Here is a 14,105-nt window from a genome sequence, read left to right as displayed (position 1 = left end):
CCCTATTATAGCATCTGTCACAAACCCTAAAAATTTAGCACAATTTGAGGTAGAATAGCCGCCTGTTTTTGCTAAGTTTACTGATTATTCATGCGTCTAAAATCTCTAAAGCTGGCAGGCTTTAAATCCTTTGCCAATCCTACCACTTTTACCTTCCGCCATGGCATCACCGCCATTGTCGGGCCAAATGGCTGCGGCAAATCCAACGTCATTGATGCCATTCGCTGGGTGCTGGGTGAGACCTCTGCCAAGCAATTACGCGGTGGGGCGATGAGTGATGTCATCTTTGCGGGCACGCAAGATAAAGCCGCCAAAAGTGCCGCCAGTGTTGAGCTAACCTTTGAACATACGCAAGATGAGCAAAACGGTATTCGGCATGAGTTTAATTTATATCAAGAGTTGTCCGTTCGCCGTCAGGTAAATTTGGAAGGGCGCTCGGATTATTTTATCAATGGCACGCGCTGCCGTCGTCGTGATGTGGTCGATGTATTCTTGGGTACGGGTCTTGGCGCGCGCAGTTATGCCGTTATCGAGCAGGGTATGATTGGGCGTATTGTTGAATCTAGCCCACTGCAGCTACGTGAGTTTATCGAAGAAGCGGCAGGGGTTTCGCGCTATCAAGCCCGCCGTGAAGAGACGCAAAAGAAGTTAGAAAAAACTAAAGACAATTTGGCACGTCTGCACGATATGCAAAGCGAGCTGGTCAGCCAACAAAAACGCTTGTCTAAACAAGCCGCCAGTGCTGAGCGTTATGAAGAGCTGGCGTTAACGCTTGCTGATATTAAACAACAGCTTGCCACTCAACAGTTATATCAAGCCAAACATAATCAGCAGCAGCAGAAAATCGCTCATGAGTGTAGTGCCACTGAGGTTGCAACCTTACAAGCCGACTATGAGACTCTAAAAGCTAAACAAGATAAGCTTGCTGCCCATATCAATCAGGAGCAGTGGCTCAAAGACGATGCCCAAAGCAGCCATTATCAACAGCAGCTAAGCTATCAACAAGCAGAGCACCAGCTCAGTGATGCCAAGTCACAGCTGACCACCATTGAGCAGCAACTTGCCAGTTTAGAGCAGCAGCGTCAGCAAGCAGTCGATGAAATTGAGCGCTTAAAATCTGATGAAGCTGAGCAGCAGAAGGTGCTAGAATTATTGCGTCCGAAGCTTATTGAATTGACGAATAAACGTGAAGTGCATAAACGCAACGAGCAACCATTGCAGCGCGCCTACCATGACGCGCAAAATCAGCTGTCACGTCTGCAAGATACTGCGCGCTCGCTTGAACAGCAGCAAGCGATTAATAGCCAAGCACAAAAACGTCAGCAGCAAAACTATGATAAGTGGCAGCGCCGCCAGCAAAATTGGCAAAATCTCTGGCAGCAATTACAACAGTCTATATCTCTAAATAATTGTGCTGACGAGCAAGAGCCAGCTGAGGCGAACAATTTACAGCACACATTAGATACGCAAGTGACTGAGCTAAATAAACAGCTGCAACAAATTGAGCGTCAACAAGATAGCGTTGATGAACGTCTGTCAGAGCTACAACCGCAAGCGCATGATTTACAGCAGCGTTTGAACACGCAGCAGCGCGAGTTAAGTGAATTTGAAAAACGTCATGCCGTATTGGCAAGTGAGTACGATACCCTACATCAAATACTGCATCCTAAACCTATCCCAAAATCGCAACCGCTTGTTCATGCAAAAACTGCTGATGTTAGAAGCGATTTAGGAAGCGAAATAGTCAGCGATTATAAAGAGCTGGCCATATCAACCTTGCGCGAGCAGATTGAGCTAAGCGCGAAAGGCAAACAACATGCGCAACTACTCGATAGCGTATTAGCGTTGTGGTTGGATAGTCATGTATTGGTTTGCAATCAAACCATGCAGCCAAGCATTGATAACGCGAGCGATGATTCTGAGAAACCACACAGCTTATGGCAAGCGCTTAAGCAGGACTTAACAGCTTTATTTACTTATCGGACTGCGCAAAATGCGCATAGTAGTACGAAAGAGAAGTCACTAATAGAAACTAGTCATAGCTTATGGTTATCTGCTAAGCAAAATGAGATTAAAGAGCATTTATTTATTAGCGAATTGCCAGATACTCTAAGTGATAAAGTACTACCTCTATCAGAGCTGATTAGCGCGCCGAACTTAGCGCTTTGGCAGCAATGCTATTTATATATTGCGCAACCTGAGAAAAATAATAAACAAACGTTAGAAGTGCTTGCTGAGATTTTAAAGGCATTGCCGCTATCCGTCATTTTGCTAACGTCTGATGGCTGGCTCATTAGTCGTCAGGGGACGATTAATCTAAGCAAGTTTGCTGGCGCGCAAAATGGTCAAAACGATAGCAATAGTCAATTTTTAACTCAGCGTTTACAGCAGCGCAGCCGTCTGCAAGTGTTAGAAGATCTGCTTGATGAGTTTGAAGCCAAAATCCAAAATCAGCAAAAGGCTATTGCTAATAACCAGCGTAACTATGATGCACTAACGGTCAGCTTAGAAGAAACCCGTGCGCAAGCTGAGCAATTGACCCGTGACCAGTATAAGTATCAGCAGCAGCTCACTACTCAACGCGCTAATGCTGAGCGTCTACAAGCGGACAGCCAACGCTTAAGCGCTGATAAAATAGCCCTTGAGCAAGAGCAGCAAGAGCTTAAGCAAGAACAACAAACGCTTAATAATGAGCTACAGGACATCCAAAGCGAAATAGCGGCGCTAACGCCACAAATCACCGATGCTCGAGCGACAACGCAGCAATTACAAGCTGAGCGCGGTGAGTTAAGTCGTACCCGTCAGGCAGACGATGATGATTGGCAAGCATTGCAGCTGCGTATCCAGCAGAGCGAGATACGTGTAGAACATGGCGTAAGTAGCCTTAGGCGTGCGACCGAGCAACACGATAAGTCACTGCAAAGCGAGAAAATTTTACAGACAAATTATGAACAGCAGCAAAATAAGCTGCCAGAACTGCAAGCAGCCCTGCAAACAGTGCAAACGGCGCGTGATGAGCAGCAGTTATTATTAACAGGGCGCGAGACAGCATTAACGGCACTTAAACAAGAGTATAATCAGCAGCAGGTCGAGCTAGATACCCTGCAACATAAGTTGCAAACTCAGCAAAGCGCGCTTGCCCATCACTCGACCGATTTGGCACTAAGCGTGGCGAGGTTAGAGGATGCTAGCAGCCATACGCAAGAAGCGCTAGATGTGTACTCTAATGCGAGTCATAAATATAAAGCGCAGTCGGATATATCTCAGCAGCCACAGCATCAGCAACAAGTGATGAGTGTCTCAAACTTATTGGCAGACTTTATCGCTCATGATCGCCGTGTGCGTCCAGACAAAATCGCAGAATTAGAATCTGAGCGTAATAAGCTTGAGCAGCAATTAAGCAAAATTGGCGCAGTTAATCTCGCCGCGGTGGCAGAATTGGCTGAGGTTAATGAACGTTTAGAGCCACTGGCGCAGCAGACAGCGGACATTGCTGCCAGTATGCAGACGTTGACCGAAGCGATTGCCTCTATTGACGAGACGACCAAGACACTATTTATGCAGACACTTGATGCGGTCAATAATGAGCTTGCTAACTTATTTGCCAAGGTTTTTGGCGGCGGGCAAGCAAGCTTAACGCTAAATACTGAGGATATGCCTGCTAATGCGCCAAAATCAGAACAGTGGCGGGCAGGGCTGACTTTGATGGCACAGCCAAAAGGTAAGCGTAATAGTCGATTAGCCGTGTTATCAGGCGGTGAAAAAACCCTGACCGCGCTGAGCTTAATTTTTGCGATATTTAAGCAGCATCCTGCACCATTTTGCGTGCTTGATGAGGTTGATGCGCCGCTTGATGATGCTAATGTCGCTCGTTTTACCAGTCTCATTCATGAATTAGCAGACGATTTGCAGTTTATCTTTATTAGCCATAATAAATTAACCATGCAAATTGCTGATGAATTAAAAGGTGTTACCATGCCAAGCGCAGGGATTTCTACCTTGGTCAGCGTATCGCTCGATGAAGCAGCACTTTATATTGCTGAATAGCAAAAATAGTGATAACTGACAGCGATTGTCAGTGGTATAGTTAGGGGTCAGGGCAGAAGGTCACGCAAGTGTGTCAGCCTCACGGTAAACAATGACTATATGGTGACGATGTTAATTAGCCATGCTAGACTATTGCCATTTATTCCCTCTTATGTATTCTCTTTTGTCGTAGATTAGGATTATTTCTCATGACCGCTATTCAGTTTATATTGATCGCCATTGCTGCATTGATTGTGCTTGCCGGGCTAATTATGGTCATGCGTAGCTTTAAGCGTCGCAAAAATGCAGAAGCTGCCGCGGTCAATTATGATAAAAACGGTATTCCTATCATACCGCGTCATGAGCGCAATATCGTCGATCAGCCAGATTTAGACGACACGATCGCTGGCGAAACCAGTATCACGCCTGACCGCAGTTATCTGAATGCAGTCGTTGAAGATGCACCTTTGAGCCAAGCGCGTCAGCAAGACGATGTACAGTTGATGTCTGGATACGATAATGTCAGTAGCGATGTAAACGATAGCTATAGCCAAGTAAATGATGAAGATTATGCGCGCTGGCAGGCAGAGCAGCATAACGATAATAGCGAATTTACCTCTGCTGCTGAGCAAATGAATATCGAACAAGAGCCTGATGCGTTTTCAAGCTTGGTATCGGCAACCGACAGCCTGATGCCATCTATTGATACGGCAGAAGAGCCAAGTTTCAATGATAATAGCCCGATACTTGATCAGCATTTATCAGAGCCAGTCGATGATACGCAAAATGCACCACTTATCAATGCCAAAGACAATATCAATATCACCATCTTGCCGCACCAATATCGTGACCGTCCAGCAGCGTTGATTCGCGGTCGTGATTTATTGGCATTGATCGATAAATATGGTCTGCGTTATGGCGCGATGAATATGTTCCATCGCTATGAGCAAAAAGACGGCACCGGTATGCTATGGTTTAGTATGATGGGCATCACCGATAGTGGTATCGCGCCTTTTGATCCGCATAGCGTGGCGACCAATAACTATAACGGCGTGGTGGTCTTCTTATCGTTGCCGCATCCTCAAGCGCTGCGCAGTTTCGACAGTATGATGAGCATCGCTTATATGATGGCAAGCGATTTGGACGCTGTGATGCTAGATGAAGAGAACGACCCAATCACGCCTGAATACAAGCAACAGCTACGCAACCAAGTCCGCGATTATGAAGGTTGATCGCTACCAAAGTTGATTAAAATCGATAAATAGTATCAGTACTAAAAAAGGCAAATAGCGATAATGTTATTTGCCTTTTTACTTTTTCAAACCAGTCATTTTCATTAAAAGTTTATCCGAGTATCTTGCAAACTTGTTATCATATCGACATCTTGAATTGCAAAAAAAAGACGCCGACTATGACTGACCCTATCGCACCGCTTACCTCTAAAGACATCAATACTGCAAAATCTGCAGCAAACGAAGATGCTATCGTGGCTCAAATGCGCACGTTTATTGATGCCCTCAAGCAGCACAATTATGCCTATTATGTGCTCGACAATCCCATCTTAGAAGACAGCGAATACGATCAGTTGCGTCGCTCTTTATTGGAGCTTGAAGAACAGTATCCCGATTTGGTACAGCCAGATAGCCCAATCAATCAAGTCGGAGATATGCCGCTGTCGGCATTTACGCAAGTAACCCATGATATTCCGATGCTGTCGCTTGGCAACGTCTTTGAATACGATGATTTGCGTGATTTTATGCGCCGCGTTAATGACCGCTTAAGCGTGGCTCAGCAAAGCCCAGAGTATGAGATGGAGCTAAAGCTGGATGGTTTGGCGGTATCACTCAAATATGTCTACGGTAAATTTACTCAAGCGGTCACGCGCGGCGACGGTCAAACGGGCGAGGATATTGCCCAAAATGCCAAAACCATTCGTAACTTGCCGCTTTGGCTTGCTGATGCCACTGATATTCCGCTGTTAGAAGTGCGCGGTGAAGTGCTCATGCCCAAGGCGGGATTTGAGCGCCTCAATCGCTTAGCAGCCGAAAAAGAAGAAAAGACTTTTGCCAATCCACGCAATGCTGCTGCTGGGAGTTTACGTCAGCTAGATCCCGCCATTGCTGCTAGCCGTCCGCTCGCATTTTACTGTTATTCAGTCAATCAAGGGTTACCTGAGCATATCAAAACCCAATCGGCAGCGCTTGCTTGGCTAAAAACCATTGGCTTTACCGTCAGTGCGGTGGAAGTAGTGCAAAATCCACGTGAGGCTCAAGCCTATTATGAATCGGTAAAAGAGAAACGTGGCGAGCTGCCGTTCGAGATTGATGGCATGGTGATTAAGGTCAATAGCTTGGCGTTGCAGCAACAGCTTGGTTTTTTATCGCGTGAGCCGCGCTGGGCAACTGCTTATAAATTCCCTGCCGAAACTGTCATGACACGCTTGCATACTATCGAGTGGCAAGTCGGACGCACTGGCGCGATTACACCAGTTGGTAAATTAGAACCCGTGAAAGTCGGCGGCGTCACCGTCAGTAATGTTACCTTGCATAACTTTGGTGAGATTCAGCGCTTGGATGTGCGTGCAGGCGATATGGTGAGCGTCCACCGTGCAGGGGATGTGATACCTAAAGTCACGCGCGTTTGGACAGATCAACGTCCAGAAAATTCTGAACCAGTACAGCTACCGTCGACCTGCCCAGTATGCGACTCGCCTGTGGTGTTACCCAAAGATGAAGCGTTGGCGCGTTGCACTGGTGGGCTATTTTGTCCCGCGCAGCAGGTCGAGGCGCTCATTCACTTTGTCTCGCGTCGGGCGATGGATATCGATGGCTTAGGCGCAAATTGGCTGATTAGCTTTTTTGAGCACGGTTTGGTCAAGACCGTTGCTGATATCTATCAGTTACACAATCATCAAGAGGAGCTGATTACGCTTGAGAAACTGGGCGAAAAATCTGTTCAAAATATCCTCAGCGCTATCGAAGCCAGTAAGCAGACGACACTGGCTCGCTTTATCTATGCGCTGGGTATTCGCGGTGTTGGTGAGACGACGGCGCAGAATTTGGCGCAGCAATTTGGTGACCTTGATGCCTTAATGTCTGCCAGTATCGAAAAACTGCTCCTCACGCCTGACGTCGGTGCGATTACCGCTGAACTTGCTTATAAATTCTTCCGCGCACCACATAATATCGAAGTCATCACGGCATTACGGGAAGCTGGCGTGCATTGGGATAAGGTTGAGCAGGTAGCGTCAGAAGGATTGCCACTCGATGGGCAAACGTGGGTCATCACTGGCGCGCTCGATAGCATGGCGCGTGATGAAGCCAAAGCCAAACTACAAGCGCTCGGTGCCAAAGTCTCAGGTAGCATCTCTGCAAAAACGACGGCGCTACTGGCAGGGGATAAGGCTGGCTCAAAAATGGCAAAGGCGGAGAAGCTGGGCGTTAAGGTTGTGGGTGAAGAAGAGTTTTTGGCGTTGCTAGAAAACTCATAAATTTAGGAACTAAGGTGAATCAGCGATAGCGTGCCCCACCTTAGTTATTTCTACTTTTTGAAAGAATACTTTGTTAGATATTGAAAACAGGCTTCAGGAAGCTAATTTTGTCTTTTTTCATCTTACTCCAGTACTTTTGCAGTTTATTAGCTGGCAAAACCTCGTAATAGTATAGCCAGTAATCATCTTCATTATTATTATATAGATGTTCAGCTACTACTTTATGCTGTTTAACTACCTTGCTACGGGTTCCGTATTTCCTTTTGTCGTATAAATATGCAAGCAGCAATGTTAAGCAGTCATCTAGATTACCAATTTTTTCTAGTAGAGATGAGCGTATATCGAATTCAAAGTCGTATTTCAATGAGAAGTATATTGAGTATGCTACAAGCTCATAACTATTGCGCTCGGTACCATAGTTCAGAAGGTTTGTAGATACATTTTTGATTGTAAAAACATCTACTTCATACCTTTCGAATAACTGGTTCTCGAGTAAACCTACAAGGTATGGGTAAATCATAACTAAATGATGAACTGTATCAATAAGATATTCAACTGCATTAGCAGAAGCTAGTTTTCCAGTTATAACCTTTATGCCATAGTTTAATATAGTAGCGTCATCGTCATTTTTCTTAAGTAAACTCAATAGAAAATCTAAATAACCAACCATAACGTTATAATTAAGATAATCTATTAAACTTACTGGGTGGTTAGAAATATCAACAATCCAACTTGAGTTTCTTGTCGCAGGTAGATCTTCTATAGAAACTTTTTTACCATTAAGAATTAGACCAAATTTCCGCAATTCATTAGACAGATCCGTTAAGAAGTTTTCGGCAGTTTCATAGTTTTTCGTTAAACAAACATAGTCGTCGATATGTCTTATAAATTTATAGCCCTTTTCAGCTAGTTGATAGTCGACTACTACTAATATAATTTCAGACACTAAATTATATGCATGCGCACCTATCAAAATACCGTGTGTTTCGCCGTTGTTAGTATTCATCAAAAGTGTATCTAGTTCATTAAACCAGAATCCTCTACGTTTGACTTTTGCATTGGCTTTACCAGCAATTGCCCAAGTCAAAGAGTGGGTATATATGCTCCCAAAACAGTTAGATATATCTGCATGAGCCTGAAATCTTGATTTGATTTTAAACTTCAGTAATGGATCATCGTCTTCCTTATAGTCCGAAAAACCCATATCAAATAGTTGATCTTTATCCACTTGGTGATTTGTAACTCTCAAAGTGGCATATTTTCCTAAGACTAAGATCTTTTTATTTTCTTTAGTTTTCCTTATATGTATTCTACTGACTTTCCAATCTTGATTATCTGTATAGGTTTGAAAGTGTAATAAAATATCGTTCCAGTTGTTCCTCAAATTGAAACAAAGGTTTCTATATGCTATAGGATTCGGAATTGTAATAAGTCTAGGTATGTTTATATTTCTGATACTTTCATAGTAAACCGGCATAGTTTCTGTTTTTTGAAATGTGGTTTCTTTTTGTACTTTGCACCAAGCGGAAAATTCAATAGATTGTAAGAAAGATGGTAAATTGTCGCTAAACATACCATAACCTAATAAACCTTCATAAACTTCGTCTGGGCTAAGTGAATGATGGTGTTGATAATATGATTTAAACATCGACTTCCTTGTTTATGCAATCTATATAATATTTTTAGTAAAATCATTATTAGCTCAGTGGAATAAAACTTAACTTCTAATCCGCCATCTCACCATGCGCCTTCGCATCACTTTTCTTACCATCTGGCTGTATCACGATAGGCAATACCAACCCTTTTGCAAATTCCCCAGCCAACACATAATCGTAGCTGCTAGCAGCGACATCGGGCGTAGTATGAATGATCATCTTCATATCTTTATCATCAGTCAGCTCATGTGAGACATAGCTTTCACTGAGCTGATCCAAGGCTTTAGATAGTGCCTCGTTACTTGCCATACTTACGGTCAGATTATGCTGAGCAGTAGCATTATCCACTTTGAAATACTCTGCATAATCACGGACATTTTGGCTATCGAGCGCAAAAGGATACTTATAATTAGCGAGGTCGGCTGGTTTTTCGCCGCTATCCATCACTGACCAATCTATCGTATTTGCTACCGCTGAATCCGTCGTCGATACTGCCGTATCCGTTTTTTTAGCCGTAGTCTCCGCACTATTATCGCAGCCTGACAGCGCCCACATACTGGCAGTCGTAATGATGAGCATAGTTATAAGACGCTTTGGCATCGAGGTATCCTATTTATGATAAGTCATGAGATGTTTTGATAGAGGCGCTATTTTGACAGCTTTCTGTGTGCTTCTCTAGCGAAATGCAAAAAAGGATGCTTTTCACTCTAGCAATTTCTTATTCTAGTAAGGTAGATAAGAAGACGAGTTTTCTATAAACCGTTTAACAGAGGAAGCACAAAAAAACAGCCATCTTTCGATGACTGTTTATAGTAATACTAAGCTTAACAATTATAGATTTACCATTATTAATGAATGATTAAACCGAAATAACTATCTACCTACTTGGCAGTTTACTTGGTATTCTTTACCATTTGCCCATTTCATAGCGAAGATACCTTTGTCGTCTTTCATGTGCCATGCATAGACCACTTCTGGATTTGACTCATTCACATAGCTTGCTGTATCGCCTTGAACAGCGCCATTCAAGATAATTGGCTGGTTTGCCCAGTTTACTTTAGGTAAGGTAGCGTTTAGCATCACTTGCTTCTTATTGATTGACTGCTTTGCTAAGATTTTACTGCCATCAGTACAGGTATAAGGTGCTGGTGCCATACGGTCATAAGCGGCGTCAGTGACGCTTTCTGAAGCAGGTGTATTTGGCGTAGTAGGAGCAGTAGTCGCACAAGCGCTTAATAGGGCAAGTGCAGGTAGAGCAGTAGCAAGTTTGGTTAGGGTATTCATGGCATTCTCCAAAAGTATAAAAGTCATCGTGTATTTGTTATTAACTATGCGTTAAGCATATAGCGCATATAGTATCCAGAACTTACTTTATAGAATGTTAGAAATTGTTTGTTACGTGTTCACTTGGTTACTTAAACACTGTTTACTGTAACGATTGATTTAAGGATGCTTAATGAATTTCTGATTTGCTTACTTTCAGCAAGCAGCATAATCAATTTCAAGATCAAATAAAAAAGCGCCTATCAACGTGTGGCTGATAGGCGCTTATCTAATTAGACAATAGATACTGTTGATCTACTGTATGACAACGGATCATTGATAATTTAATTACTTGGTTTTACGCGGTGGTAGACCGGTATGCTGAGTTTGGAAGTTGCCTTTACTCACATTCTTTTTGCCGCCAGTAGTTTTGCTCGAAGTACCTTTATTTGACCAGCTGTCAGCTGTTTTATTGCTACGTTTCACCGAGTCATTGCCCAGACGGCTGTTTTTCTTACGCGCTGATTGATAGCTGTCTTGCACCGCATCACGACCTTCTAAGCTGGCATTAAATGGCGGGATTAAGCAGCCGCGATTTTTACCAATCAAATCACCGCGCCCCATATCTTGCAGGGCTTTACGCAGCATTACCCAGTTTTTTGGATCATGATAGCGCAAGAACGCTTTGTGCAATTTGCGCTGCTTACCTGATTTGACGATATCCATATCACCTTCGTCACGGCTGATTTTATGCAGTGGGTCTTTATGGGTATGATACATGGTGGTCGCAGTCGCCATTGGGCTTGGGTAAAACGCTTGTACTTGGTCAGCGCGGTAGCCATTGCCTTTTAGCCATAGCGCAAGATTCATCATATCTTCATCTTTGGTACCCGGATGGGCGGCGATAAAGTAAGGAATCAAATACTGCTCTTTGCCCGCTTCTTGGCTGTATTGCTCAAACATGGCTTTGAACTTGTCATAATTACCCATGCCCGGTTTCATCATTTTTGATAAAACGTTTTCTTCTGAATGCTCAGGGGCAATTTTTAGATAACCACCGACATGATGGCTGACCAATTCTTTGACATATTCAGGATCTTTAATCGCCAAATCATAACGTAGACCAGAGGCAATAAGGATTTTCTTCACGCCTTTAATATCACGCGCTTTACGATACAACTGTGTCAAATTGCTGTGATCGGTAATCAGATTTTCACAAATATCAGGATAAACGCAAGACGGTTTACGGCAATTTTTCTCAATAGTTTCATCTTTACAGTTTAGACGATACATATTGGCAGTTGGACCACCAAGATCAGAGATAACACCGGTAAAGTTCGGAGCAGTATCACGAATCGCTTCGACTTCACGTAGGATAGATTCTTCTGAGCGGTTTTGGATAATGCGTCCTTCGTGCTCGGTGATAGAGCAAAAAGTACAACCACCAAAACAGCCGCGCATGATATTGACCGAAAACTTAATCATGTCATAAGCAGGGATACGCGCATCGCCATAACTTGGATGCGGCAGGCGAGCGTATGGCAAGTCAAACACGTAATCCATCTCTTCCGTCGATAAAGGAATCGGTGGCGGATTGAGCCACACATCGATAGAGGTATGTGAGTTACCGGCGCCACTGCTATGACGCTGTACCAATGCGCGTGCATTACCCGGATTAGTCTCAAGATGCAAGATACGGCTAGCATGAGCATAAAGCACAGGGTCAGATTTGACATGCTCATAATCAGGCAGACGAATGACGGTTTTCTCACGCGGTGGCATTTTAATTTTATGCTTACGTGCTGTCATCGGTTTAGTAAAGCCACGCATTTGTACAACTTGCGTCTCTTCATCGACTTGGTCAGTATTCAATATTTTATTGGTCACTGGTTCAGACACAAATCCTGGATATTGCCCTGACATTCCTGACATTGATTGTCCAACAGGAGAGGCGCTAGGCTTATCTTGTTCGATTGAGCATTGGTCAAGATCTTCGGTCATCACATACGGGTTGATAATCGGATCAACACGACCAACGGTATCGACATCATTACTAGCAACTTCGGTCATGCCTGCTTGCCAATGACGGCGCGTCGGCGTGAGCAAGTACGCTGTACCGCGCAAATTGCTCATTTGCTCAAAGCTATAGCCTTTTGATAGACCATGCACTACATCGACGATGGCGCGCTCAGCATTACCATACAATAAGACATCAGCACGGGCATCAAGCAAAATACTACGGCGTACTTTATCTGACCAATAATCATAATGCGCGATACGACGTAGACTGCCTTCGATACCGCCTAAGATAATTGGCACATCAGGATAGGCTTCACGGCAACGCTGACTATAGACAATGGCGGCGCGGTCAGGACGTTTGTCCGCGACGTTGCCAGGAGAGTAGGCGTCATCACTACGGATTTTGCGATCAGCCGTATAACGGTTAATCATGCTGTCCATGTTGCCCGCCGTCACACCATAAGCATAGACAGGTTTGCCAAGTTCCATAAAGGCATCTTTACTCTTCCAATCTGGCTGAGCAATGATACCGACGCGGAAACCTTGTGATTCTAGTAAGCGCCCAATAATCGCCATACCAAAGCTTGGGTGATCGACATAAGCATCGCCCGAGATAATGATGACGTCACAGGCATCCCAGCCAAGCTCATCCATCTCTTTGCGGCTCATTGGCAAATAAGGCGCAGGCTCGTAGCAGCTTGCCCAATGTTTGTCGTAGTCGTAAAGGGGTTTGGTGCCTTGTTTAAAGGCGGTGCGGGCGATGGTATCGGCAGACATGGGATAACCTTAATCAGAAAAAATGCATATATATAATAGCCATTATAGATAACGGTAGTTGATGGCTAATTTAAAGGCGCTCATTTTAACATGAATAACGTTCATGATGTAATAAACGTATTAGCGATAAGTTATTGATAGCGCAGAGTAATCTATGGATAGCAATTAGGCAAAAAGCAGCTATCAATCTAAATAAATCTTCGTACCACTCTTAGTAAAGTTCATCACAAACTGACTCTTAAAATTACGTACATTATTTTCGTAAGTGAGTAAATTGCGAGTGAACTGATGATAATCCTTCATATTTTTAGCACTCACCATAAGCATAAAGTCAGCATCGCCAGATACTTCATAGCAGCTCATCACTTGCGACTGGGCATTCATCAAACGCTCAAATCGATGCTGCATAGAGTTATTGGAGCGCTCCATCTCTACCATCACCACCGCCGTCAAGCTATAACCGACCTTATGAGGGTCTACTATAGCGACTTGTTTAGTGATCACCCCATTGTCTATCAGCGCTTGCACACGACGTTGAGCCGTAGCGATAGACACATTGATGTGTTCTGCAAGGGTTTTTAAGGGCAATGTCGCATCATCTTGCATCAAATTTAAAATGGCTTTATCGGTATTGTCTAGTGACTGATTCATAGAGTTTCGCTTTAAGGTGAAGACATTAACAGAGGATGATTACAATTTACTTACTATAGAAGTATTATCACTATAAATCATAAAGTAATAAATTATTAGTAATATAGGCGACTATAAGATAAATATATTCATATTGAGATAAATATAGAGATTTTTTCGCAATCACTAGCTATAAACTAAGCTTTATATATTAGAAAACGATAATAATCTCTATCAAATAGTGT

General features: G+C 43.6%; 8 protein-coding genes. 3 read left to right on the top strand and 5 right to left on the bottom strand.

Features of this window, described 5'->3' with window-relative positions:
* Positions 1-90: 90 nt before the first annotated feature.
* The 3 genes from FQ083_RS03490 to ligA all read left to right on the top strand — a co-directional run bounded on the left by FQ083_RS03490 (position 91) and on the right by ligA (position 7,516).
* The gene (locus tag FQ083_RS03490) at positions 91-4,047 is read left to right on the top strand and encodes an AAA family ATPase (protein ID WP_149408850.1); all 3,957 of its coding nucleotides are present in this window, start codon (positions 91-93) and stop codon (positions 4,045-4,047) included.
* A gap of 188 nt (positions 4,048-4,235) precedes the next feature.
* On the top strand, positions 4,236-5,258 hold the full coding sequence (locus FQ083_RS03485) for a cell division protein ZipA C-terminal FtsZ-binding domain-containing protein (protein WP_149408849.1): 1,023 nt from the start codon (positions 4,236-4,238) through the stop codon (positions 5,256-5,258).
* A 179-nt stretch (positions 5,259-5,437) separates the two neighbouring features.
* A complete protein-coding gene (gene ligA, locus FQ083_RS03480) occupies positions 5,438-7,516 on the top strand; it encodes an NAD-dependent DNA ligase LigA (RefSeq protein ID WP_149408848.1) in 2,079 nt (692 codons plus the stop codon).
* A 73-nt stretch (positions 7,517-7,589) separates the two neighbouring features.
* Here ligA and FQ083_RS03475 read toward each other — a convergent pair whose 3' ends face one another.
* The 5 genes from FQ083_RS03475 to FQ083_RS03455 all read right to left on the bottom strand — a co-directional run bounded on the left by FQ083_RS03475 (position 7,590) and on the right by FQ083_RS03455 (position 13,881).
* Complete coding sequence (locus FQ083_RS03475) at positions 7,590-9,164, bottom strand: RNA-directed DNA polymerase (protein WP_149408847.1); 1,575 nt, start codon at positions 9,162-9,164, stop codon at positions 7,590-7,592.
* 76 nt (positions 9,165-9,240) lie between these two features.
* Complete coding sequence (locus tag FQ083_RS03470; protein WP_149408846.1) at positions 9,241-9,771, bottom strand: hypothetical protein; 531 nt, start codon at positions 9,769-9,771, stop codon at positions 9,241-9,243.
* A 273-nt stretch (positions 9,772-10,044) separates the two neighbouring features.
* On the bottom strand, positions 10,045-10,455 hold the full coding sequence (locus FQ083_RS03465) for a hypothetical protein (RefSeq protein WP_011512724.1): 411 nt from the start codon (positions 10,453-10,455) through the stop codon (positions 10,045-10,047).
* A 327-nt stretch (positions 10,456-10,782) separates the two neighbouring features.
* The gene (locus FQ083_RS03460) at positions 10,783-13,230 is read right to left on the bottom strand and encodes a YgiQ family radical SAM protein (RefSeq protein WP_149408845.1); all 2,448 of its coding nucleotides are present in this window, start codon (positions 13,228-13,230) and stop codon (positions 10,783-10,785) included.
* A gap of 183 nt (positions 13,231-13,413) precedes the next feature.
* Positions 13,414-13,881 carry an Lrp/AsnC family transcriptional regulator gene (locus tag FQ083_RS03455; protein ID WP_149408844.1) on the bottom strand — a complete coding sequence of 156 codons (468 nt, stop codon included), beginning with the start codon at positions 13,879-13,881 and terminating at the stop codon, positions 13,414-13,416.
* Positions 13,882-14,105: the final 224 nt, after the last annotated feature.

The organism is Psychrobacter sp. ANT_H59 (assembly GCF_008369225.1).
Taxonomy (GTDB): Bacteria; Pseudomonadota; Gammaproteobacteria; order Pseudomonadales; family Moraxellaceae; genus Psychrobacter; species Psychrobacter cryohalolentis.
This window is presented reverse-complemented; position numbering and strand designations above follow the sequence as displayed.